Genomic DNA, 24874 nt, shown 5'->3' on the forward strand with positions numbered 1-24874 from the left:
ATACCATAATTTGTCTGCAAAGAGCCCGCCGTCATATATCTCTCTTTGGCAGCGGCACGGGCGCCTCCGCCCCCATACCGAGCGCATACGCGTAGATCGCGGCGGCAAGCCCGTTCTCCTCACAGGTAAGCGTCTCATAGTCCGCCGCTTCCTTCACCTCGGGAAACGCGTTGCCCATCGCGACGCTTTTTCCCGCGCTCCGGAGCATGGGCAGATCATTGTACGCATCGCCGATCGCCATCGTCTCCTCCATCGGGATCCCCAGCCGATCGGCGAGCGTGCGCAGCCCCGACGCCTTAGAAACCCCCTTCGGCACGATCTCGACGAGCGTATCCGCCGACCGCGTCACATCGACGGACATCCCGAATGCGGCGTTCAGTTCCTCCGCGCGGGCGAGCGTCTCCGCGCGCCCCGCGGTCACCAAGAGCAGCTTGCAGTTGCCCGCCGCATGCACCAGCATGCCGTCCCGCCCCACCGCGATCCCCGGCACGCCCTGCGAGTTCTCATAGTACCGGGACTCCGCGCATGCCGCCGCATAACGCAGCCGGCCGCCGCTGTACTCTTGAATATACCAGTCCCGTGCGTGACAGAACGCGATGATATCCCGCGCAAGCTGCGTATCCAGCGGATGCTCCTCATAGACGCGCCCGCTCGGGCTCTTGATCAGCCCCCCGTTGTACGCGATGATCGGCACATCGAGGCCGAGTTCCCGCGCCACAGGCAGCGCCGCTTCGTACATGCGGCCCGTCGCGATCGTCACGACGACGCCCGCCTCCGCCGCACGGCGCACCGCTTCGACGTTTTCGCGCGACACCGCGCTCTTATTCGGCAGCATCGTTCCGTCAAGATCCGATACGAACAGCTTGACCGCCATATTTTTCTCCTCTCCGCAGTCCCTCTCCGTACGCTCCGCCGCACGCTCCCTGCTGACAAAGCGATCGCCCCTGTGTTATAATACCCCGAAACGACCGTTTAAAGGAGGCCGCCGATGCAGAATCTATTCCGTCAGCTCGTTATACTCGTAGCGCTGCTCGCGATCCTCGTCGGCATCTTCGGTCTCTCCTACACCTACCGCGTCGATCACCGCACGGCGCGCAGTCTCTCCGCCTACGCGCGTATCGACTTCCAAACGTCCTATACCGAAGAGGGGCGGCTCGAGGGGGCGACGCTCGCCCTGCGGGACTATCGCTACGATACGGCGAAACTGCTGCCCGACGTGATCCTCTACACCGACGGCAGCGCGTGGGAGATGAAAGCCGCCACAAAGCATACCCCGCGTCCCGTCCCGGATGCGGACAGCCGCTATAAAAACGAAAACAAACTCTTCGTCGAGCTGCCCCGCGCATCGCTCCCCGCCGTCCGCAAAGCCGCGGGCGTACGCCTGCGCTTTTACTACGACAACGGGCAGACCGTCGATCTGCCGCTCAGCGAACCGGATCTCGCCTACTGGCAGAGAGAACTCGGCAAGGGCGTTTAGTCCGATCGAATATTTTTATATTGTACTGTGATTGAAAACTTTCGTCAAGGCAAGGCAATGATTATGCAGAAAAGAGACCTCCTCCTCATCGCCGTTCTCCTCCTCGTCTGCGGCATCGCCGCCGCATTCCTCTACCCGCGGGGGGACGCCGGGCCGCGCCGCGCCGTCATCACGCAGGACGGCAAAGTGCTCTACGATATCCCTCTGACGGGGCATAAGGGAATCGACGAGATCCGCATTGAGGACGAACGCGGCGAAAACACCATCCGTATCGAGGACGAGACCGTCGCCGTCGTCGATGCGGACTGCCCCGACCTCGTCTGCGTAAAGACGGGCAAAGCTGCGAAAAAAGGGGACGTCATCGCCTGCCTCCCCCACAAACTCCTCATCGAAGTAAAATGACATGAACGAACTTCGTACGCCCGTCCGCATCGCGCTCCTCACATCGTTCTCCCTCCTGCTCTTCATTCTCGAAGGCCTGCTCCCGCTGCCGCTGCCCGTCCCGGGCGCAAAACTCGGGCTTGCGGCCGTCGTCACCCTCGTCGCGCTCTATACGCTTCCGCATACGCGCGACGCGCTCGCCGTCCTGATCCTGCGCATCCTGCTCGCCTCGTTCTTCGGCGGCGGCATAGCGCCGATGCTCTACAGCCTCGCGGGCGGTCTCGGCAGCTTTGCGGTCATGGCGCTGCTCAAGAAGCATACGCGGCGGCTCTCCATCGTCGGCATCAGCGCTGTGGGCGGACTCATGCATAACGTCTGCCAGCTTGCCGTCGCCGCCGTCGTCATGCGGACGGACGCCCTGTTCGTTTATGCGCCCGTCCTCGGCATTGTCGGCACCCTAACGGGCATCGGGATCGGACTCCTCGCGCGCGAAATCCTTCAAAATTTTTCAACCGGATGAACGTTCTCATTCCTACCGTATTGTGCTATACTTTATATCAACATATTTTTCTCTTACGCTCTGATAAGGAGGACGATCCAAATGGAGTACCGCATCGAACACGATTCCCTCGGAGAAGTCAAAGTCCCTGCCGACAAATACTGGGCGGCGCAGACTGAGCGAAGTTTTGAAAATTTCCCCATCGGCATTGAAAAGATGCCCGCCGAAATCATTCATGCGTTCGGCATTTTGAAAAAATCCGCCGCCATCGCGAACAACAAACTCGGCAAACTCGACGATAAGCGCCTCGGCGCTATCAAAGCGGCCTGCGACGAAATCATCGCGGGAAAACTCGCAGAGCACTTCCCCCTCGCCGTATGGCAGACGGGAAGCGGCACGCAGTCGAACATGAACGTCAACGAGGTCATCGCGAACCGCGGCAACGAGATCGCAGGTGAGAAGATTATCCATCCGAACGACCATGCCAATATGTCGCAGAGCTCGAACGACACATTCCCGACCGCCATGCACATCGCGGCGGTCATCGCCATCGAGGACCATCTCTTCCCGAGCATCGACCTCCTCGCCGGTACCTTCCGCCGCCTCATGAAGGAGAACGAGGGCATCGTCAAGACGGGACGCACCCATCTGCAGGACGCCGTTCCCATTTCCTTCCCGCAGGAGATCAGCGGCTGGCTCGCCATGCTCGAAGAGTCAAAGAAACAGCTGAGCGCCGCCCTTCCCTTCCTCCACGAGCTTGCGCTCGGCGGCACCGCCGTCGGCACAGGGCTCAACGCGCCGAAGGGATTTGATGTTGCCGTCGCGCAGGCGGCGAGCGAGCTGACGGGAAAGAAATTCGTCACCGCCCCGAACAAATATCACGCGCTCACAAGCAAGGACGCCGTCGTCTTCGCCCACGGCGCGCTCAAGGGACTCGCCGCGAACATGATGAAGATCGCGAACGACGTCCGCTGGCTCGCGTCGGGTCCGCGCTGCGGACTCGGCGAGATTACAATCCCCGCGAACGAACCGGGCAGCTCCATCATGCCGGGCAAGGTCAACCCGACGCAGTGCGAATCCGTAACGATGGTCGCGGTGCAGGTTATGGGCAACGACGCCGCCGTCGGCTTCGCGGCATCGCAGGGCAATTTCGAGCTGAATGTGTTCATGCCCGTTATCATTTACAACTTCCTCCAGTCGACGCGCCTCCTCACCGACTCGCTGAAGTCGTTCAACGACCGCTGCGTCGTCGGCATCAAGGCGAACCGAGAGAAAATGCACGAGAACCTCCATCGCTCGCTCATGCTCGTCACCGCGCTCAACCCGTACATCGGCTACGAGAACGCCGCCAAGACCGCGCACAAAGCGTTCGACGAGAACATCAGCCTCAAAGAGGCCTGCGTCGCCCTCGGCTTCCTCACCGCCGAAAAATTCGACGAAGTATTCCATCCCGAAGAGATGGTATAAAAGAGATAAAGCGACGAAAGGGCGTCGGTACGAAATTCGTATCGACGCCCTTTTGCGTGCGTATCTTATTGTGCCGCGCCAAGTTCTACAGGCAGCACTAAGCGACGCGCAAGTTTGGATGCAGAGCAAGGAATGAGGAGGACACGAGGGCAGGCGTAGTCAAAAGCCTACGTCAACCGAAGTGTCCGACCGAATGACACAGCGATGCGCCAAAATCGCGCGTCACGTCTCACATCGCTAAAAAATCTTCGTCTAACACCCACACCGTCTTACGGTCATAGTCGATGGCGCCCTCCTCGCGCAGATGGCTCATCTCGCGGCTAAGCGCGCTCCGCTCCACGCCGAGATAGCGTGCGAGCTGCGTCTGATTCATGTCGCGCCGCACCGCGCCGTCCGCATCGCGGGAGGCTTCTTGGAGATAGACGCTGAGTTTCGCGCGGATACTCTTTTGCCCCATGATGCGGATCTTGTGCTGGTAGAAAATCCCCTTTGCCGAGATACGCCGCAGCATATTGAGCGTAAAACGCCAAAGATGCGGATCCTCGCACGCCGCTTTCCGATAGAGCTGACGGAACTGCATCCGCAGGATGACCGCGTCCCGGATCGCCTTCACGAACATACGGCTCTCGACAAGATCGGCGCCCTCCATCGTCTCGCCGAAACTCCTCCCTGCCTCGAATATATTCATATCGATCTGATCGGCATTTTCATTGAGGAACGATACCTCGATCGCCCCCGCCAGAATGATGCCCGTCACGATCGGCGCGCGCCCCATCCGCATGATGTTCTGTCCCGCCGCATAGCGTTTGATCTCCCCGCCCAGTTGGTTCAACAGCGCCGGCAGCGCCTCTGCGGGAATCCCCTCAAACAAATCGTGCCGGAGTAAAAGTTCCGTATACGGTGCCAATATATCACGCGTCAGCATAGACCGCTCCTTTCCAAAACCGTAGGAATGCACGATGCATCCACAAAAGAGAATTATTATCTCCCATTATACGATTTACAGGAATGAATAGCAATACACGGAAATGGGAAAACGCCCTCTCCCGTTGATATATCTAGCTTTCCACTGATTATCCGCCAACAAAATAAATACACATAAATACACCTAAACGGGGATTTTTAAGGCATTTTGTAGACAAATTGTAGACAAAAAAAGAGGCGGCATAACGCTGCCCCTCAATCACCACTCTGCGACCGTATAGATCACAGAGCATCCCTTAACGTCACCGCCCTGTCCGTGGACAAGACCCTCCCAGCGTCCGACCTGCAGGCCTGCCGTCCAATATGTACGGCTGTCGATCTGTGTCACGCCCGCCTTGATCTTGCGCCGCTTGTCGAGGTTGATTTTATACACCCCAACTTGATAGTCTTTATTCTCCAGCTGCGGCGCTACCACCGTCCTATCACTTTTGGCCAACGCCTCAGCCGGCAGTGTCTTATCGTTACGGTTGATCCGCTCCCGTATGTCCGCCGCTACACGCTCGACGGTCGGAGCCGTCACTGTGACATGAGTGACAGGCTGCGTCTTACCCTGCTGTGCGCGCTCGATGACTCGGGCAAGCTGCTCTGCCTGTCCCTCTGAGATGCGCAGCCTCTCTCGGAGCGCCTCGGCGTCCCGTGCCTGCTCCTCGGTCATCTCCTGCGCCTGCCGTATAGCCTCCTACGTCCCTGCGTAATAGTGATACGCCAGCACGCCGACAGCGACGAGGACAAGGGCGCACAGCACGGCGATAATGGTCTGCCTGCGCGTGATGTTTTGAATCATGGTTTATCCCTCCAAACAAAAAAGACACGTTGCATGCGTGTCTTGTGGCTGATATAATATTCTTTAGGTGCTACCACAGCGGTAGGCGGTCGAATCTTGCCCCTAGAAAGGGGCGATGCTTATGGAGATATACGATTTTTTATCGTTGGTTTTCCTCGTTACGATTTGCATTGTAGCGTTACGAGCATAAGAATCCCCGCCTCTAGTCTCCAGCTCTAGGCGGGGTTCTTCCCGATTAGGTGTTTGGGGCTGACCGTCTGCCGGTAGCGCCTTTTCTATGCTTATTATAGGCGTTTCTGAGTAATTCGTCAAGCAATGCGTACGCTTACTTTTGTTGTTTATAGTCAAAATCTAGTTTTATCTGATTCGGAGCTTCCTTCACCTCTAAAACCTTCACAGCCGTGTAGGTTGTAGATAGTGCCCCATTTTTGATATTTTGTTCAATACGGAATTTAACCCGCAACATTGCACCTTTTGTGAAGGCTAGTTCACTGCGATCTACTTTTGCATTAAAGGTTTCATCCTCTATGGAAGCCCAAAAAGAATGTTCACCGTCAGTCAGCTTCCATTTCCCCTCATCGAAATTTGGAGAAATAATCCTAACGAGAAGCACTTGCTCTATTGGTTCGTTGCATTCTTCATCGGGGATAGGAGCAGCTTCGGGAGCTTTGAAATTGACAAGCTCTGCTTTTTCAATACGTTCAATAGGCTTTTCATTATCCTTATCGTTCGCGTCTCGAATCTCGAAAGAATCAATCCCTTCCTGCGACACCGGAGCAACGATTTTTTCAATACTTTTCCTACAATCAACATTCAAGTAAACATTGAGCAATTTTTGTTTAATGATAAGAGATTCTTCATCAGATAGATGAACCGTCGCCTGTTCATCGCTCTCGCTCGTTATTCCAGTAATCTTTCGCCCGCGAATCCTCTTGATAAGGGAAAAAACACCCGCGTCGCCGTACCTCCCCAGCCTAATACCTCCATAAGGTCTTTTAAGCCGGATTCCTCAGCGCCGCTCATAAACAACTTTGCTTGCTCTAGGATATTGATGTCCAAAAGAAAGGTAATGTCAAAAGAACCACGCCGGATACTATCTGCATTCAGCATAACTTTTATGTTATGTTCACTGCCGATCACATCGCTAATCTGTCGGATTAGGTCTGAGAACGCAATCAGCGCAGGAGCGAGATCTCGGACGTCCATTGCACCGTTTTCGATTGCCGCTCCGCCGTATGCGATGCGTGCCTTTCGCGTAATGTTCATTGACGCTCACTCCTTCTTTTTTGTCATCAATATACTATTTCAAGTGGAAACCGTCAAGAGAAATGCGATAAACGAAAACCTGTCTCTCTGAAACAGAAATCGGATTTCAGTTATTCGCATACCAATTTCCTTTCCCTCTGATCTCCGGCAACATCGCATAGAGATTCGCTCCGGGGCACGCAGTCGGCATGAGGTCACGATGCCCGACAACGTGATCTCCATCAATCGGCAGTCCGTAGTCCACACAGAGGTTCGCTATGAGCATAGACAGCGCCTCGATTTGCGCACCCGTCGGTTCAGCAAGTTCAAAATTGCCGCAAACGTGGATACCGATTGTGTGATTGTTGTGCTCGTATGCGTGTGCGCCGACCGTCCAATGCGGGCGCCCCGCCTCTATGCTGGCATCCTTGCGGACGACGTAGTGATAGCCGATCCCCGACCAGCCCTTTGCCCTGTGACTGGCGTGAATCTCTGCGGCGGACAGATCGTCATCGTACGGATTGCCCGTATGATGGATCACAATCTGATCCGTCGTGGGGCGCTTGCTTAACGCGCCGAAATCTAGGCCTGTATCTTTGATGTTTACTCGCTGCATAATTTTCCCCTCCTTTCATCAACTTCATAATACAAGAAGTTCTAACTTATATCAACGCTTTTCTTCCCAATTCACGAAAAAATATCTTGAATGTGAATATTTTTTCGTGTATAATGAAACCATTAGGAGGTGATAAGATGGATGTGAAGTCATATACCGCCTCAAAAATAAGGGAATATCGGAAGTTGCGCGGACTGACTCAAAAAGAACTGGGAGAAAAAATCGGCGTAAAACATAACACTATCTCCGGCTATGAGAGTGGTACAAACGAGCCGGAGCAAGATCTTTTATTCAAGATAGCATCTGCCCTAGAGGTTAGCATCAATGACCTTTTTCCAGACACTACAAATAACACCTCATCTTACTATTACGACGACGAAGTCGCCGCCATAGCAAATGAAATAAAGGACAATCCGGGTATCAGAGTTTTATTCGATGCCTCTCGCGGGCTAAAAAAAGAGAGCATCGAAGAAGTCCGTCGTTTCATAGAATTTCAAAAAGCAAAGGAGAGAGGAGACTATGAGGGATAACGTACGGGAGGTAATACAGGACCTTCCAATCGGTATTAAGGGATTTGTTGTCGAGGACGGCGCAGAAGATTTTTATACCATCGTTCTAAATGCTCGCTATTCAAGGGAAGCGAACATCGAGACATATAGACACGAGTTGAAGCATATTGAAGATGGAGACTTACGCAGCGGAGAATCCGCCGATGATATAGAGGTGAGAGCACATGGAAGGCAGTACTAGGACGGAAATTATAATACAACTTATTTCAACTTTGATTGTTGGAGGAGTTGTTCTGCTTTATAAATACCTCCCCAGATTGGCACATAGAACAGATAAAGAAACTGTGATGATAAAATGTAAATCTTTTTTAGAAGGATACGATGATTTTAATGTTCGTTGCGTGAAGAACATTTTAATCTCTCATATAGATAAGCAGCATTCAAACGAAGAAATTCACCGTGCCATAACGATAGAAAATCTATCTCATAAAAACTCAGCCCTATTTTTAATCGGCAACACGTCTTTTGATTTACTCATTTCGGGACGGTTTCACATATACAGAGGACGTTTATCCCCAGAAGGCAATGGCTTATATAGATTATTCAACGATGCCTACAAAGAACTAGTAAAAGAAAATCTTTTATCAAAAGACGACTATGATGAAACCTTATCCGAGCTAAATACCGAAATAAAAGAAATTGGATAAACAATTAGAGGATATATTTCCTATCCGAGGAGGAATTGACATGGATGTATTATCAAAACTCAAGAATGGCTTTCTTTATTTCTTCCGTTTCTCTGGAAGAATGGGAAGAAAAGAGTTTATAAGAAATATATTATTCCTACTTCTCTTTACTTTTTTATTTTCTATTGTCGCATTGCCTATTGGAGAACTTGTTTCGCCTGACAAGCCCGATGTTGTTAATTTTCTCTTTATATTCTTATTTGCAGTTTGCTATATTGGAATTATTCTCGCGGGCTTATCATCATTTTCTTTTTGTATCCGCAGAGCAAGAGATATTTCAAAGCATTGCATTATCGCCATTCCGATAATATTTCTTTTATTATTTTACCTCCAGTTTCAACAGCAACACGCCTTTCATCAAACTGTAAACATAGCATCAAATACTATGGGTAAAAATGTTTCAAAAGATGCTGAACGTGCCGCGCAAAAAGACGCACGCCCCTATGTAGAAGCTTATGAGGGATATAAACAAAAGAAACAGATTCTGATGCTATTATTCCCCGTCATACTTGCAGCCCTCCCAACCGATTCATTACGGAGGAAAGCAAAATGAACACAAACAAAATATGCATCGCCGTTGCTGCGCTGTCCCTGCTCTCAACAGCCGCTCTCGGTGTCATCACCTATCAGCAGCAAAACTATATCCAATCTATAAAAGCGCAGCTGCCGAAAAAAGAATCGGCAAAAAAAGCAACATACACACTGCAGGATGCAAAATCCGATATTGACGCCTTGCAATCCAAGATGTCTTATCTTGAATCTAGCGTCGATGACCTAGAGGCTCACCTCAATTCACTTGATGATGACGTGTCTAATATCCCCATCAGAGTGGCAGGACTAGAAGATGATATAGATGCGACACGGGCAAGTCTTAACAGCCTCATCTATCAGTTGAACTTGAACTCACGTTCAAATTACTACTATTGATATAAAATTTTACATCTCCCCTGACCGAGATATAAAAATCCGCGATTTTTACTATCTCAAAGTATACTTTACATTTTCGGCAGTAATATCTTAAAGTATACTTTGTATCTTTGATATCACACCACGTAACCCCTTGATATACAAGGCTTTGTGGACACAAAAGGACTACAAAAGGACTACGAAAGGACTAGCATCATGCGTTTAGTCCTTTCCAAAATAAAAGCCGCCAACTCTGCTGTAACAGAGAGGACTGCGAAGCAATATCTTTTTAAAAGGGAGTGTATTTTCATCATGACGACTTATTTTCCTATTTTGAAATGGAAACGAGGAGAACAAATCGCATTACAAAATATAGGGGGTACTGCACCTCAATTAATGCCAGTAATCCAAATAGTAGATGATAGCACACCAACAGATTTTTGCGATTCCATCAGAACATATTACAATCACCCTATCTACCTTGATACATCAAATCACCCTGATGAAGATGATCATCTTTCTGTATTAAATTCGTATATCCAATATGCACAAGCTAACGGCTTTGCTATATATCCCATTGTGAATTATCCTGATATTGCCTACATTCCCTCAAACATAAATAGATGCGCTGTTTATCTCCCCATCCCACTTGATTTTAATGGACCACAAATCCACCAAATACTCAGTGATATATCTCAATATACATCCAATCTTCAGTTAGATATATTTTTAAATGCTGGCAACATCCTTGACCAACAAACGGCCAACATATGTTATTCCCAGTATATATCAATACTACAAGGACTCATTCCACTCAAAGCACAATGTATCATTTGTTCAACGTCCTTTCCTGATGACATATCCTCTATCGGAAATGGTTGTTTTGCTGAATATCTTAGATATGACTATCAGATTTTTTCTCAACTAAAACAAGAACCCATATTATCCCCGATTAGAAGTAACATACACTACTCAGATTATGGTGTAACCAAATTCACTGAAAGCGAAATCAATTTTCGCTTTTTACGTAATGGCGTTCTTCCAAAAATTAGATATACGGCTAGTGATCGCTATATCGTTTGGAAAGGCTCCCGAAATCCACAGATTAACTATCATCAACTATCAAGACAAGTGATTAACTCTATGTATTACTATGGTGCTCACTTCTCTTTTGGAGATCAAAACATTGATCGAATAGCACAAGGAAATGCAGGTGTCGGTAACAATACTAATTGGGTAACATACGCTTGCAATCACCATCTTGCTGTTGTATTGCAACAGATTTCCACGGTTCCCTAACTTTTAGTTGTTCTCTAACAATTAGGGGGATCTGATCATGCGATATATGGGCTGTCAGCAATTCCCCTAGTTGTTTTCTGGTTTTACTTTTATATCCTTTACGGATATCTGTATACATCATCAAGGCGTTGATCATCTCATCTCTCCACAATAGTAAGATTAGGCTATCAACATCAATATTTTTATTTATCTGCCCTTTCCGTATGGTTGTAATAACAATTTTTGAGTTCTTCTCCTTTACGCTTTTTACCGTCCACCATGAAGGAATTAACTCGTATATTTTATCAAGATGATTTTCAAAAACAACAAGTGTCATCGTATCAAATATTTTATTGTAATCTTCTACTTGTCTAGGAAGCCGTTCTAAATTATCTTGCTTACTTTTTATCTCATAACCATGCATCTTTCCATTTATAACGGCTATATCAATACGTGAACGACCTGCACAAATATCCATTTCATCAACAACAATGGTAGGGGTTTTTATGAAATCTTTACGTTGATAGAAACCTCTGTATAAGATTTTCCTAATATCACTATCGTAGATTTTCATGTATTATTCCCTTCATTCGTTAACCATTCTACAAGTTAATTGTACCATATACGTCAACTAAAAACCGCCCGCGATGTTGGCGCATCACGAGCGGAATAGCAGAATCAGCGTTTCAACTGATTCACTAGTTTTTGTTTTTCAACAATCTCTTTTACATTGGCACGTTTCCCATAGATGAACGTACCGACCAAAGCAGAAATCCCCATAAGCATTGTCCCGAGGCCTTCAAGAGAATGCCCCGTTACAACAATCCATGCACCAAAGCCTATTGATGCAAGCCCTAACAAAAATCCGCAGATAATCCCTGCAAGACTATTTATGGACTGAGATTTAACAACACGCCTTTCTATATCTTGACGATGCCCCGCTTGGTTCTCTGCCATCGTAATGATACGATCAGCAGCTCCCGGGCATATCTCCTCATAGTCTGCCAAATGAACAGGCGGCGGCAAGGGGCCTTCAAAGTGTCCCGCATATGTTACACCTTGATTCTGCTTTACAACAGTATCGTTTCTTTGCTTTTTATTACTGCCCATATTCCACGCTCATTGCGTTGCGCAGATCATTCCCCACAACACGCCAATCATGCGCTAAAGCATTACGATCAGCTTCTTCTGGCGTGGAGGATTCATTGTAGGTATTCAGCGTTGAGCCCATATCAAAAACGGATGCCATACCTTTCAAGAATCCGATCTCGGAAAACAGCAGGCTAACATATCCCTTTTCCATAAAGCAACACCTCCTAAATTGATTATAGCACAATTTGTCAACGCCAAAAAATTCTCTATTTACTTCTATTACGTTCTATTATATTCATTAGCTTAAAAACCGTCCCCCATGCTACCAAGACAGAGGACGGCTCGAGCAAGCATCCCGAAGGGTATACTCACCGCAACAGGAACAGTATATCACACTTCCGGTTTGTTCGCTATCCCCTACAAACCCAGAGGTGTTTTATTATGGCAAAAATCAGAGTCCGCAAACGCGGCAAGACGTATTCCTATTCATTCGACATATCCAAAAAGCCCCGCAAGATGAAGGAGAAAGGCGGCTTTGCCACCGAGCAGGAAGCCTTCGATGCGGGGACGACGGCATATGCGGCATGGAAAACGGGCAACGTCGGCATCACGAGCGCAAAAGTCACGCTCGACGAGTTCATTGTGTCGTGGCTTGAGAACGTCGTCAAAGGGAGCACAAAACAGCGAACGCACCATATCTATGAATACCAATACAGGCTATACATATCCCCATACATTGGGACGATGTCATTGCAGGATATACGTCCCCGAGACATTGATCGCACAGTTCACGAACTAGTGGAAAAAGGATTATCACACGGAACAATATCCTCTGCTCTACGCGTTGCGCATATCGCGTTCAAGTATGCCGTCTATCCATCTGAACTCATACAGATGAATCCGACAGAATATATAACAATCCCAAAAACAACAAAGAAAAAAGTGGTTAAACATACGATTATCAGCAAGCAGCAATTCAACGATCTTTTAGCGATATTCCCGTTCCCTCATCGGTATAGGATTCCATTGATGATAGCCTACTATACGGGCATGAGGCTCGGAGAGGTGCTCGGCCTCACATGGGACGACATATCGATAGAGGGAAAGACCATCTCGGTATCCCGCCAGCTTTGCCCCGCCACAAGCGCCGTGCCCGCATATTTTGATACGCCGAAAACAACGACAAGCAGCCGTACTATTTGCATCGGTAGTACCCTTCTATCCGCCCTAAAACAATGGAAGAACATTCAGAACGGATTCCGCCTCAAACTCGGCATAGTATATCAAATCGCCTATGAAATGCCGGACAGTAGAATATTGCATTTGCTCCCCCGCAAGGATGCCGCCCCGCATGACGCAAAAGAGCGCCCTCTTGTATGTACCGATCACTTCGGCATTCCTGTGAGTCGTGCATCCATTATAGAACGCTTGCGGCATTTGGGATTAAATTCTCATAGTTTCCGCCACACACACGCCACTCGCTTAATTGAAAGCGGGGCAAAAGCCGTTGATGTCGCCGCTCGTCTCGGTCATACAGATGCAACAATTACGCAGAATCTATACACGCACGATACGGAAGCGATGCAAAGAGAAACCGCAGCCCTCACTGATACGGTTTTGTAGACAACCATGTTTGTAGACAAATTGTAGACAAATGCTTAATAAAAGCCCCTCTTCCTATTGAAAAACAATGGATTGAGAGGCTATTATTTATACTCCCCCATTATAGATGGAAGGCCGTCCTTTGTAAAGCCGACAGTATCAGCATCGGACGCAAAGCCCTTGACTTTACAAAATGCTCCTTACAATTGGGAAGGATTACAATAAAAACCGCCTCATAACGAACGAAGAATCATAGTTCAAGAAAACGCGCCCCGCGGTCGTAGCATTCGACCGCGGGGCGCGTTTTATTTACTTGAGACGTCGGCGGGCAAATCCTTACCCGAACACCTCGTTCATCAGCTCAAATACGGCATCATCCGTCGCATAGATGTCCGGCGTGCGGACGTTCTTTCCGTCCCGGATCGAGTTGAGTGCGGGATTGCGGTATGCGACCGCAGCCTCCGAAGCGCGCCCGAAGTTACCATGCTGGTCGAGCGACGCGTTCTCATAGGCGTACTCATCGGGGAGCATCTTATTCTGCGCGAGGACATTGTAGTAATTCGCATCCGGGATATACGGCCCGACATGGAGCGCCGTCGCGTTCGCGGGATCCTGCACAAAGCGATAGTTCCAATAGACGACCTCTCCCACCGCGGGGGCATAGGAGCCGTTAACGGCATAATCTCCCATGCGCAGGCGCGCATCCGGCGCATCGTAACTGAACGTCCCCCGGAGATGTTCGCCGTTCACGCCCGTTGCGTAGCCCGGCGCAGGATATGTGCCGTCGGGCGTTCCCGTATAGCTGCCGCGCGGCGGCAGTCCCTCGTTGATCCAAACGGTCTTCGGATCGGCCTTCATCCGAATCTCTACGGGATTGATCCTCCCTGTCGCAGTCGTCACATCATAGGTCAGCGTCGTTCTCGCCGGATTCCGCGTGCCGATGCTGTTCCCATGTTCGTCAACGAGCTCGTAATTCGACAAAGGACTGCCCGAAAGACTAAATCGATAGTCTACATCCTTGTTCGCGACATCATTGCGATCCTGCCACATCGCGTTCGGATCGGCGTTCCCGTTCGGCGTCCATGCGACATCCTTGTCGGCATAGGCGGCCGCCGAACTGTGCGCGATGTGCGGCCGATCGGCTTTGACAATGCCCTCCTCATCGTCGTAACGAGTCTCTTCATTCTCGTTATAGTGTCGGAAGTGCCGGATCGCAAGGGATTCCCGGGTAATGACGTTCCCGTCCGCATCTTTCGCGATACCGACGATTTCTTTGTTCCCGTCATAAGTCTTGGTCGGATTGATCGACTTCATGTCGGCAATCAGCTTGCGCGGCGTAATGTATCCCTTATTTACTGTCGGCGTAAAGGTATTTCCTCCGGCGATCACAAAATTCCCGCCCGTATAGGTCAGCGCATAGGTGACATTGTGCGACGCACCGCCGTTGACATTTGCGTTGTCATAGTGCGTGCCCGATGCGTCGACGGACAGATCGTCTTTGTTCAGTTCAATCGTTTCCGAGCCGCTCCGATACGTGGCGCCGTTCAGATAGTTCTTGACCGAATCGCCGTCCGATTTGCCATGATACTTGACCGAGGTGTCTCCGTCATACTCCTTCGTTGCATTCTTGAAGTCAAAGGTGATATCGCTCTGATTGATCCTGCGCGGATTGATACGCCCCTTTCCCTGTGTCGCGGTATAGCTTACGCCGTCGTTTTCGAGTCGATAGTTCTTCGCATCCGACGCCGTGTTGCGCGCGGCATAATCGTTCAGTGCATCGTTAAAGCCTGTGTAGGAAACCGCCTTATCGACGACATTACCGTTGGCATCGCGGCTCACGTTTGAGTCGGCATATGCCCCTCGAATTTTATTCATCGCCGTTTGATCAAGGCGCAACGTATCTCCGTTCACAACGCCATGGAACGTCATATCGCCCGCTGCAAGATCCTTGACGGCGGCTGTGCCGTCATAGTCCTTGACCTTGCGCGCAACATCCGCCGTCAGCGTCTTTTTGTAGATATCTGCTTTTCCTGTCGCGATCCCCGCACCGACGGTATAATTTTGGCTTGCTATCGGATCCCCCGAGAGCGTCAACGTATAATCGACATTAATCGCGCCTGCGCCGTTCTCCCTTCGGGCTTCGGCTTGTTCCTTCGTGTCTACCGTCGCATCCTTGCTTGCATACCGGCCCTCCACTTTGAGATGTACCTTGCCCTTATCCTTTGAAACGATAAGATCCTCGTCATCGAGTACCATCTTATCGATGAGCGCCTGATTCTCCCTGCTCAGCTCCCTTGTCCCGTCATATTCCTTATAGATATTCTGCGGAACATGCGCCGTGAGATTGCGCGGCGTGATGGTGCCCGTTGTATGCCCATACACAACACTGCCGCCCTCGATATCGAAATTCCGCGTGCTCAGCGTGAACTCATAGTCCACCATATTATTTGAATAGGCAACATTTTCGTCCCTGTACGCCGCCTTGTTCAGCGTAATATCATCGGGATTGACAGGAGTATCAACCCCGTTGAGTTTGAAAGTACTCGACCGGAAGTAATTGCTCGCATCGCCCTTCTTGTGCGTAATGGGATCCGTCCAAACGACTTTTTTCGTGCCGTCATATTCCTTCGTCGCAGGATCAATGTGGAACGTAAAATCGCTCTGCTTGACCCGCACGCGGTCGATCCGCCCCGTGCCAAAACCGGGATCCGTGAACTCATAGTTCCCAGCATCGCCCGCGAGCACCGTATTCATCGCGCTTCTCACGCCTTGATAGCGGACGGTCTTCGTCCCCGCATTCGGGTCGGCGGTGAACGCATCGCCCGTGCCCATGCCGTACTCGCTCGTGATGCCCGTCAGCCCCGTGAGTTTGTTATTGCCGTCCGCAAAGCCCGGCCGGTCGTGATTTAGAACCGCTGCATCGGCAGCGGAAACAGACGCCGTAACGTCGTTGTTCGTCGCTGTGGTATCGTAGTTTTTCCGTACATCGGCGAAGGTGAGATCGACCCTGCGCTTTGTAATCGTATTGTTGTTCGTTATCACGGTTCCGGTAATCGCATTGTTGGAGTCGTCGACAAGGCGATAGTTCCCCGCATTGTCCGCATCAATCCCGATATTGTAGTTCACGATCTTGCTCGTGCCTGCATTCTTGTCCGCGTACTCTGCCGTCGTGATGTTGGTCGCGCCGTCGCCTGCGACAAGCCCCGTGAGCGTCACGAGATCGTTGCCGGACAGCGCGTTCCCCGCGGCGTTCTTGACTGCCGTCGTCGCGTCGTAAGTCTTCGTCAGCGGCCCTTTAATGGTCGCGACGACATCCTTCGGCGTAATGGCGCCGTCGCCTTTGAGGGAGAGCGTCTGCGCGTTCGGCGCGAGCGCAAAGTTGCCGCTCTCATTTGAGAAGGTGAAGTTATAAGTCACGCGGTTATGGGACGCGCCACTGTTGACATCCTTCGAATCGTATTCCGCAGAGGTGAGGTTGAGGTCGCCGAGTACGTTCACCGGATTACCGTTGACCATCACGGTTGCGCTGCTGATATACCCCATGACGTCGGAAAGGTTCTTCGAAGTACCTTTCCATACGGAGGTGTTGCCGTCGTAGACCTTCGTCGCCGTCCCTGCGGTGACAGTCACGCTGCCCGGCGTAAGCCGGAACGGCGTGATCTCGCCAAGTCCCTTTGCCGTCTCAGCGAGGTTGTAGTTGCCCGCATCCGCACCGCCGAGCTTGAGCTTCGAATAATTGACCCAGTTCTTCTGTGCAGTGCCGTCAATGACCGCTGTTGTGCCGTCGCCGCGGACATTTTGACTTTGGAACGATTCGTCGTGTCTGTCGAGCGTTACAATATCGCTCCCGATCACCGCGCCTGCGATAAATCCAACGTCCCCGGGCTTGACATTTTTCGTCCCGTCGTAAACCTTCGTGATTTTCTTAAACGCACCCGAAAGGTCCTTCGGCGTGATCCTGCCCGTCGCGGAGAGCGTCAGACCGTTCTCCGCGTTGACCGTCGCATGCCCGTCCGAAAGCGTATAGTTGCGCGCGTCGCCGCCCGCGATGTTGACCGTATAGGTGATGTTTTTATCGACAACATTACTGCCTGAACGTGCGACGTTCTTATCCGCGTATTTTGACGCGATGTTAAAGCTCGTGCCGTCGGTCGTGACGAGTTTATCTTTCGCCGTCGCACTGTCCGCATATTTGACGTTGCCCGCAGTGTCGACATCTGTCAGCATATTCCACTTCTTCGCCGCCGTATCGACAAGGTCCGACGTTCTATCATAGACTTTATCAATACCGCTGTTCTGCACAAGGTCGAGACTGAGCACGCGCCGTGTGATCTCGCCCTCGCCCGTGACGTTTACCTGCCCCGATTCGAGGTTCTGTCCGTTCAGCGTATAGTTTTTCAGCAGATCGCCGTAACCCACATCCGCCGTGACGTCCACCTTATACGCAACGCGCGAGGCATCGGCGACGTTCGCCGTATCTGTCACGTTGTCGCTTTTCCTGAATTTTGCATTCCCGGGGACAAGCTCAAAGTGAATACGATTGCCGTCCGTGCCGACAAAGCCACTCGTCCCCGGCCGGAGTTTCCAGCCCGAGAGCACCTGATAATCGGCAGTACCGTCGTAGACCTTCGTCGCCTTTCTTACGGTGCCGCCTGTATCGACGACTTTGAAGTCATCGGGCGTAATCGCTTTACGGTTGATCGTTCCCTTGCCGTACAACGTGTCGTCTACTTCGTAGTCGCCTGCAAGCTGCGTGCCGAATGCGTTCTCAAACGCCTTCTTCATCTGCGTGTAGCGGACGTCATGCGGCGTGCTGTTGCTGGCATTGGCATTCTTTTGGAACGCTGTCCCCGTACCGCGCCCATAATCGCTCGTCGCGGGATCGGTCGCCGCGCTCGCGCGCGCGTTCCACTTAGCAGAAAGGATTTCTTTTGTGATATTGTCACTCGCCACGGCGTTTGTAATTCCCGCAACGGTCGCTCCCATCGTGTTTTTCGACGTGCCGTCATAGGTCTTACTGACGTCGGCCATCGTGATATCCAGCTTGCGCGGGGTGATCGTTCCTTTGTTTGCCTGCAAACCGAGATTCGCCGTGACGGTCTGCCCTGCCCCGGAGCCGCTGCGCGTACTAATGACATGATTTGAGTCGTCGACAATCTGATAGTCGTCCGCATACTGTCCCGTGAGTTGTCCTTGATAGGTGACGTTTTTCTTAATAATATTGCCGTCCGCACCGCGCGAGACATGCTGATCCGCATACTTTGCAGTCGAGGTATTCTCTCTCGTATCGGCGGGCTTCACCCAGCCCGTGAAGCTGACAACCGTGCCGCCTTTCTTCACCGTGCGGTTGCCGTCCGTATGCTCCGCAAGGCCGTCGTAGACCTTCTCAATCTCATGCGTCACAGCCTTGAGCGACGCAGGGGTAATAGACCCTGCCGACGTTGCATGGGCGGGATCGTCATCGTTGACGTTTTCTAAATTGCGCTCTGATCCCGATGGACCAAACGTATAGTTCGTGAGCGGGTTATTCGCCGCGTCCGACGTCTGCGCCACGATGTCATAGGCGACATACTGCGCCTCGGAAACGTGGGAGGTCTGCTGGTTGCCCGCCGCATCCTTGGTAAAATGTCCCGGCGCTCCGTTCTTCAGACGGAACGTGATCTTTTTATAGTCGCGCGACACGATCCCCTCGTTTGGGGTAGACGCCTGCGGCGTGACAAGTTTCGCACCGTTGGGCAGATTGTAGTCGGAAGTACCGTCGTATACCTTCGTCGCATCGGCAAGCGGATCATCGCCCTTGAGCACTTTAAAGCCCGTCGGATCGATGCGGCGGCGCGTAATCTCACCCGTGCCGTATTGCTTATCTGCAACGGAATAGTTCCTGCCGAGGGTGCTGCTGATGCCCGTATACTCCACCGAACGGCTGCCCGCGTTCACATTCTCTATGAACGTTGCCGTCGTCGTCCCGTCGCCATAGCGGCTCGTGACGCCTGCAACATTGATGTTGCCGATCGTATAGCCGTCCGCGCCAAGCACAGCGTTGCCCGTCGTGCCGTCGCTCATGGCACTCAGCGCGGTCTGTGTGTTGGTCGCCGTCCCGTCGTAGATTTTCGTTGCAGGTCCAAACGTGAGCGTCACGGGGCGCGGCGTGATCGTGCCGAGCCCCGTCAGCGTCGTCGTCCGCGTGACCGTCGTCGTGTTCGGTGCCGTATCAAATGTATAATTATCCGCTTCCTCTGCGTTCGGCGTCGTAAAGGCGACGTTATAAGTCACGTTCTGCGTCGTGGGAACGCCGCCCGAATAGACGACGTTCTTTGAAGCATACGTCGCCGTCGAGGTATTCGTCACCGAATCGCCGGAGACAATGCCGCTCAGCGTGACGAGCGCATCGCCCTTAATCTCATTCCGATTGCCGTCCGTATGAGTCTCGAGCGCATCGTACACTTTCGTAATCGAATCGTTCTTCTTCACCGCCGTGATCGTCTTCGGCGTGATCTTGCCCGCGCCCGTGGCGTTAAAGGTCTCATCCAGCGCCTTATGCGTCCCGCCCATATCGACATAGTAGTCGCCGAGTTGGTACTCCGACGGATTATCCGACTGTCCGGTCACGTTATAGGCGATCTTCTCTGCCGTACTCACATTCTTCGTGGCTGTTGTCCCGTCGGATTTGCGGAACTGTCCCTTCCCGCCCGTCAGCGCAAAGGTGATATGTCCCTTATCGCGGTCAACGATGCCCGTTGTGTCCGTCGTTGCCCCCGCATTCGCGGAGAGATAGAGGTTCGTCGTATCGGGCGCGTACTCGTTATTGCCGTCGTAGACCTTTTGCGCCGATGCCTCTGTATTGGTCCCCTTGTTGTAGACCTTGAATCCGTCCGTCTTAATCTCGCGCGGAATGATCGTGCCGCCGAGGTAGACATTCTCCCCCGTTACCGCCTGCTGCGTGCCGCCTGCGGGCGTATAGAAGAGCTCATAGTTCTGCGCATCGTTCGCATAGATGCCGTCCGTGCGAAGCCCGACCCCATCGTACTTGATCTTATAGGTTCCTACGTGAAACCGCTCCTCCGTACCGGCATCATTGGTATATTTCGGAGTGTCGATATCTTTCAGTTCGACATTATCCCGCGTCCCCCCGTCATCCGTCATAATCTCGCCTTTTGTCCCGGCGGCAATCGTTTTATTCAGCGCGATATTCGGCGTCCCGCCGGACTGGAGCATCGCCGAATCCACAACCGTGCTCGTGCCGTCATAAGTCTTAGCGTCCGCCTTTTCCTTTCGGATGGTGAGATAAAGAGGCGCCTTGGTAATGGTAATCTTGCCCTTAATATTACCTAGCGAAGCACTATCGAACGTATAGTTTTTCGAGTCCTCTTTCGTGCTGTCGAAGGCGATGGAACCGCCAAAAGTAACTTCCTTTGCCGTGCCGACATGCTTATCCGCCATCCGCGCGGTGAGATGCGTCGTATCAAGTCCAACGGAATGATCCGCTAGGTCATCCGCGGTAATCCCGGCTTTTCCTCCGCCCTTGAACGCAGTCTCAAATTCGGCTTTAACATCCGTCTTGCCGTTGTAAACGCGCGTAAGTGTCCCGATGGCGTTGAGGGCAAGGCTGACTTTTCTCTGTCCAATCGTCACATTCACGCCGCGCAGGTTCGGGCCGTGCTGATCCGACCAAACGATCGCCTTTGTTCCCGCGTTACGGATGCCGTTCGCTTTGTCGGCCGCAGAGTTCGTATAGGCATATTCCTTAACTTTATTCGTATCGACGGACGGCTCGTATTGAATCTTTGATTTGTCGCCCGGCGTATCGGGCGTATCCGCATCCACAATGCGAAGATATTTGCTGTTATAGGTCAGCCCCGTAACATCCGCACCGTTGTTGGTCTTTGGCGTATTCGCCGTATCGTTGACAACGGTTCCGTCCTGATTGAAATACCTATAATTATAGGTCGCCGTCGCAGTCCCGTCCATAAACGCAGTCAAAAGCGGCACAGTACGCCCCTCGTAAATGCGCCACGTCGCCCCCGGATCGCCGTTGTTGTTGATGTCCCAGCCGCTGTAGGTGGACGATGAATACGCATCGTGTTCTGTGGCCGATGGGGTCGGACCGGGGATGACAGGTTTCGCCTTTCCTGTCGATATATCGATAATGTAATTCCCCGATACTTTCGCCGGCGTGAACGATTGGGTCGCAGAAAACTTCTTTGATGTCGTATAAGAATTTCTGATTGTCGTCCCATCATCCGGATCAATGACGCGAATGAAAAAGGAATCTCCCGCTACCGCACTTTTCGGTTTATTATAGGTGTTCGTTACCTCGGTTCCGGTATCCGAAAGGCCAATAATACCGCCGCCCTCACTTGTGATCGGCGAGGTATTATAGGAACTGTCAATCTTCGTGTGTTGTGTGCATCCTACGATTCCCCCAAATCGACCGCTCTCCCCCGTAATAGAGCCGCCTTCCACATAGACGTTTTTCAATACGGTATTGCCGGTTGCCTCTCCAACGAGCCCACCCGCTGTATTAACCCCAGCGCCCGTATCATTTCCCGCAATCGTCGGAGCAATGACCCCGAGATTTTCGATACGCGCGCCGCTGACCCTGCCAAACAGCGCGGCATGGTCGACGCCCGCGATATTTAGATTTCGTATCTTATAAAAATTCCCGTCAAATTTTCCCGTAAAAGCCGCATAGGCATTCCCGCCGATCGGCGCGGTAATGCCCGTCATATCAATATCATTCTCAAGCATATAATTGCCCGCTAAATTTGTTGTATTGATATTGCTTATTTCGGCTGCATTGCTGACGAGCCGGTAGTAATTGTTTGCCGGGGTCGCCGCAGAGCCATTTACCGTATATCCAGACGTCGGTGCCGTCGTCTTATAGCCGATATGCGCAGTACCGTCGTTTGCGGTATCCGTATGCATCACAACAGATGTGCTGTGCACATTTGCCGCGTTCAGGAATCGAATGCTTTTCCCCACGACTTCTACGCCGATTGCGGTAACGTTCCCCATATTGACGACGTCGGCTTTGCCGACAGGCGATGCTCCAAGAGGATTCGAACCGTCCCATGAAGTCATCGCGCTAAGCGCGGCAGTATCCTGCGTGGAGACATAAAGATTCCCGACGTTCACGCTCGCCGTCTTACCAAAAATGACGCCGTTCGGGTTGACGATATAGACGTTATTTCCTCCCGTAATATTCCCATTGATTACAGAGCTGTTTCCGCCGCGGACAATATTCAAATAGTTGTTGGTCTGCGCCCCGCCGTCATATTGAACAATTTCTCCATTTCCCACGGAGTAATCCGCCCAACTGATGACATTATTTGTATCGGACGACCCGATACTGGTCGTCGCTCCTGAACGGGAAACGACGGCGTTCCCTGCAAGGTTCTGCTCCCCTGTCGGCGCGGCAAAAGAAACCTGAGGAATCAAAAATGCTCCCGTCATCCCCGCCAATACCGCATAGCGTATATTTCTCCGCAGCTTCATCATCCGATACGCGCTCATGTTCCGCTCCCCTTATCTCTCCCAAATCAACATATACTTGCTTATATAGTTTATCGTGTTTACCGGCTTGTTTTATAATATCATAATAACAGCAAAAAAAGCAAGAAAATCGCCCCGATGGTCCTATGTCCACCGGGGCGATTGTTTTATTTTCACTGTAAGAGACTGAGCACTGCGCCGGAATTCTGATTTGCCTGCGCAAGCATCGCCTGCGACGCCTGCGTGAGCACATTGTGCTTCGTATAAGCGGTCATTTCTTTCGCCATATCGGCGTCGCGAATCGTGGACTCGGACGCCTGCACGTTCTCGGATGCCACAGTCAGATTACTGCTCGTATAGCGGAGGCGCGTCTGCACCGCGCCGATGGCAACCGCCTGATCCGTCGCTTTAATCAGCGCATTATCGAAGACATTGATGGCGGCGTTCGCGGCTTCCCGCGTCGTCACCTGGATCTTCGGCCCCGCGCCGACAACATCAACGCCGGCAGGCAGCGTCCCGCGTCCCCATCCCGCGCCGTCCTGTGACTGAAGTCCAAGCGCGGCGGAACGCATATCGGTAAAACCGACCTTGACGGCTTGATTTGCCCGTGTCCCCGTTTGAAGGGTAATGGAGTTGTCCGGAGACGGGTTCTGGGCGCGCACCGTCTCTTTAAACGCATCCAGCACCGCGTTGACCTCATTGCGCATACGACCCTCACGGTCTTTCACGGCAAAGGTAACGCCCGAAATCTGTCCGTTGATCCCCGGATTCGCCGCACGAATGGTAAGTGCCGGCTGATTGTCCGGCGTATGAACCTCTTTGCCGTGTTCATCTATGCCAACTTTAGACGTACGGCTATAGTAGCTGGCGTCCGTATTCGTAATAATATTGATTGCCGCCGCAACGTCTTTTGTTCCGATGGGACTTAGCGTCCCCGTATAGGTAACGCCGTTGCGCGTCCACGAAGCGGTAAGACTGTCTGTCGGACGGATGCCGACAGGATTTCCGTCTCTCCGAACCAAATTCGTTAGGCGTGTGATGCTTGTTGTATTTGTTGCCAAACTCATATTCGTAAAGCTCGAATATGTCCCCTGTCCCGCATCGCCGGTCACGCTCATATTATGCGAGCCGTCGATCAGATACTTCCCGTTATATGTCGTCAGCGCGTTGTCGTCGATCTGGTCGATCAGCTTGTCGACTTCCTTCTGAATCAGCGCGCGGTCCTCGTCCGTGTTCGTATCGTTCGCCGCGTTGATCGCCTTTTCCTTGAGCGTCTTAATAATCTCAATGGTCGACTGCACAGCGCCCTCGGCCGTGCGCATGAGCGCCGAGCCGTTCGCCGTATTGTCGTTGTCCTGGTTCAGCGCCCGCACCTGCACACGCATGCGCTCGGAGATCGCCATCCCCGAGGCATCGTCGCCCGCGCTGTTGATCTTCATCCCGGAGGAGACTTTTTCGAGGCTCTTAGACAATCCGCTCTGATTTTTGTTGAGCGTATTCAGCGTGTTCACCGCCGACATATTGTTCTTAACCACCATCGCCATAAAGACTGCCTCCCTGAATGAAACTTTCCTTGTCCTCTGTTTTTGAACTCTACCGATAGCATACGTTTTCTGCGTATTATATCGTCGAAACAACGCGCAGACTTAAATCCTCTGAGCGAAATTCCCGCATAAAGATTCGGCAGCGCTGCGATATCCGTACCGAAAGAATCTTCATGGCAAATGTTTATAATTCGGATGGAACGGTTTTTCGGATGATATCTTTGCCGGCGGCAGAGACACAAACGTCCCCGC

At 51.6% G+C, this 24874-nt stretch carries 22 protein-coding genes; 11 read left to right on the forward strand and 11 right to left on the reverse strand.

Annotation, left to right across the window (positions count from 1 at the left end; all coding sequences use genetic code 11):
• Window positions 1-31 precede the first annotated feature (31 nt).
• A complete protein-coding gene (locus tag HMPREF9161_RS03985; protein WP_009728397.1) occupies window positions 32-874 on the reverse strand; it encodes a Cof-type HAD-IIB family hydrolase in 843 nt (280 codons plus the stop codon).
• A gap of 114 nt (window positions 875-988) precedes the next feature.
• Here HMPREF9161_RS03985 and HMPREF9161_RS03990 point away from each other — a divergent pair, with 114 nt between their 5' ends.
• From HMPREF9161_RS03990 to fumC, 4 genes are all read left to right on the forward strand, one after another.
• Window positions 989-1477: a hypothetical protein gene (locus HMPREF9161_RS03990; protein ID WP_009728398.1), complete on the forward strand. Its 489-nt coding sequence runs from the start codon at window positions 989-991 to the stop codon at window positions 1475-1477.
• 63 nt (window positions 1478-1540) lie between these two features.
• The gene (locus HMPREF9161_RS03995; protein WP_037348784.1) at window positions 1541-1879 is read left to right on the forward strand and encodes a NusG domain II-containing protein; all 339 of its coding nucleotides are present in this window, start codon (window positions 1541-1543) and stop codon (window positions 1877-1879) included.
• Window position 1880: 1 nt separating this feature from the next.
• A complete protein-coding gene (locus tag HMPREF9161_RS04000) occupies window positions 1881-2378 on the forward strand; it encodes a Gx transporter family protein (RefSeq protein ID WP_009728400.1) in 498 nt (165 codons plus the stop codon).
• Between the two features lie 81 nt (window positions 2379-2459).
• Window positions 2460-3824, forward strand: coding sequence for a class II fumarate hydratase (gene fumC / locus HMPREF9161_RS04005; RefSeq protein WP_009728401.1), 1365 nt, complete (start codon window positions 2460-2462; stop codon window positions 3822-3824).
• 229 nt (window positions 3825-4053) lie between these two features.
• On the opposite strand, the gene HMPREF9161_RS04010 is transcribed toward fumC, so the two are convergent.
• The 5 genes from HMPREF9161_RS04010 to HMPREF9161_RS04030 form a co-directional block, all read right to left on the reverse strand.
• Window positions 4054-4749 (reverse strand): Crp/Fnr family transcriptional regulator, encoded by a 696-nt coding sequence (locus HMPREF9161_RS04010; RefSeq protein ID WP_009728402.1) that lies wholly within the window; start codon window positions 4747-4749, stop codon window positions 4054-4056.
• A gap of 258 nt (window positions 4750-5007) precedes the next feature.
• Window positions 5008-5463, reverse strand: coding sequence for a hypothetical protein (locus tag HMPREF9161_RS04015; protein WP_009728403.1), 456 nt, complete (start codon window positions 5461-5463; stop codon window positions 5008-5010).
• A gap of 454 nt (window positions 5464-5917) precedes the next feature.
• On the reverse strand, window positions 5918-6409 hold the full coding sequence (locus HMPREF9161_RS09930; RefSeq protein WP_156804645.1) for a hypothetical protein: 492 nt from the start codon (window positions 6407-6409) through the stop codon (window positions 5918-5920).
• An 83-nt stretch (window positions 6410-6492) separates the two neighbouring features.
• The gene (locus HMPREF9161_RS04025) at window positions 6493-6858 is read right to left on the reverse strand and encodes a hypothetical protein (protein WP_009728406.1); all 366 of its coding nucleotides are present in this window, start codon (window positions 6856-6858) and stop codon (window positions 6493-6495) included.
• A 106-nt stretch (window positions 6859-6964) separates the two neighbouring features.
• Window positions 6965-7453 carry a peptidoglycan recognition family protein gene (locus HMPREF9161_RS04030; RefSeq protein ID WP_009728407.1) on the reverse strand — a complete coding sequence of 163 codons (489 nt, stop codon included), beginning with the start codon at window positions 7451-7453 and terminating at the stop codon, window positions 6965-6967.
• Window positions 7454-7590: 137 nt separating this feature from the next.
• Between HMPREF9161_RS04030 and HMPREF9161_RS04035 the strand changes: the two genes are divergently transcribed.
• From HMPREF9161_RS04035 to HMPREF9161_RS09710, 6 genes are all read left to right on the forward strand, one after another.
• Window positions 7591-7983: a helix-turn-helix domain-containing protein gene (locus HMPREF9161_RS04035; RefSeq protein WP_009728408.1), complete on the forward strand. Its 393-nt coding sequence runs from the start codon at window positions 7591-7593 to the stop codon at window positions 7981-7983.
• The gene (locus HMPREF9161_RS04040; RefSeq protein ID WP_009728409.1) at window positions 7973-8203 is read left to right on the forward strand and encodes a hypothetical protein; all 231 of its coding nucleotides are present in this window, start codon (window positions 7973-7975) and stop codon (window positions 8201-8203) included. The genes HMPREF9161_RS04035 and HMPREF9161_RS04040 overlap by 11 nt, the downstream gene beginning before the upstream one ends.
• Window positions 8187-8669 carry a hypothetical protein gene (locus HMPREF9161_RS09935; protein ID WP_156804646.1) on the forward strand — a complete coding sequence of 161 codons (483 nt, stop codon included), beginning with the start codon at window positions 8187-8189 and terminating at the stop codon, window positions 8667-8669. Before HMPREF9161_RS04040 ends, HMPREF9161_RS09935 begins: the two co-directional genes overlap by 17 nt.
• A gap of 40 nt (window positions 8670-8709) precedes the next feature.
• A complete protein-coding gene (locus tag HMPREF9161_RS04045; RefSeq protein WP_009728410.1) occupies window positions 8710-9261 on the forward strand; it encodes a DUF805 domain-containing protein in 552 nt (183 codons plus the stop codon).
• Window positions 9258-9635 carry a hypothetical protein gene (locus HMPREF9161_RS04050; protein ID WP_009728411.1) on the forward strand — a complete coding sequence of 126 codons (378 nt, stop codon included), beginning with the start codon at window positions 9258-9260 and terminating at the stop codon, window positions 9633-9635. Before HMPREF9161_RS04045 ends, HMPREF9161_RS04050 begins: the two co-directional genes overlap by 4 nt.
• Before the next feature lie 195 nt (window positions 9636-9830).
• A complete protein-coding gene (locus HMPREF9161_RS09710; RefSeq protein WP_009728412.1) occupies window positions 9831-10913 on the forward strand; it encodes a hypothetical protein in 1083 nt (360 codons plus the stop codon).
• On the opposite strand, the gene HMPREF9161_RS04055 is transcribed toward HMPREF9161_RS09710, so the two are convergent.
• The 3 genes from HMPREF9161_RS04055 to HMPREF9161_RS04065 form a co-directional block, all read right to left on the reverse strand.
• A complete protein-coding gene (locus HMPREF9161_RS04055; protein WP_009728413.1) occupies window positions 10843-11466 on the reverse strand; it encodes a sce7726 family protein in 624 nt (207 codons plus the stop codon). The genes HMPREF9161_RS09710 and HMPREF9161_RS04055 overlap by 71 nt on opposite strands.
• A 104-nt stretch (window positions 11467-11570) precedes the next feature.
• Window positions 11571-12002 carry a DUF2335 domain-containing protein gene (locus tag HMPREF9161_RS09715; RefSeq protein ID WP_071599613.1) on the reverse strand — a complete coding sequence of 144 codons (432 nt, stop codon included), beginning with the start codon at window positions 12000-12002 and terminating at the stop codon, window positions 11571-11573.
• The gene (locus tag HMPREF9161_RS04065; protein WP_009728414.1) at window positions 11992-12195 is read right to left on the reverse strand and encodes a hypothetical protein; all 204 of its coding nucleotides are present in this window, start codon (window positions 12193-12195) and stop codon (window positions 11992-11994) included. Before HMPREF9161_RS04065 ends, HMPREF9161_RS09715 begins: the two co-directional genes overlap by 11 nt.
• A gap of 230 nt (window positions 12196-12425) precedes the next feature.
• Between HMPREF9161_RS04065 and HMPREF9161_RS04070 the strand changes: the two genes are divergently transcribed.
• Window positions 12426-13607, forward strand: coding sequence for a site-specific integrase (locus HMPREF9161_RS04070; protein WP_009728415.1), 1182 nt, complete (start codon window positions 12426-12428; stop codon window positions 13605-13607).
• A gap of 315 nt (window positions 13608-13922) precedes the next feature.
• Here HMPREF9161_RS04070 and HMPREF9161_RS04075 read toward each other — a convergent pair whose 3' ends face one another.
• Both HMPREF9161_RS04075 and HMPREF9161_RS04080 read right to left on the reverse strand, forming a co-directional pair.
• Entirely contained in the window at window positions 13923-23099 is a 9177-nt protein-coding gene (locus tag HMPREF9161_RS04075) for a YDG domain-containing protein (protein ID WP_009728416.1), read from the reverse strand.
• A 152-nt stretch (window positions 23100-23251) separates the two neighbouring features.
• Window positions 23252-24622, reverse strand: coding sequence for a flagellin (locus HMPREF9161_RS04080; RefSeq protein ID WP_009728417.1), 1371 nt, complete (start codon window positions 24620-24622; stop codon window positions 23252-23254).
• Between the last annotated feature and the right edge of the window lie 252 nt (window positions 24623-24874).

The organism is Selenomonas sp. F0473 (genome assembly GCF_000315545.1).
Classification (GTDB): Bacteria; Bacillota; Negativicutes; order Selenomonadales; family Selenomonadaceae; genus Centipeda.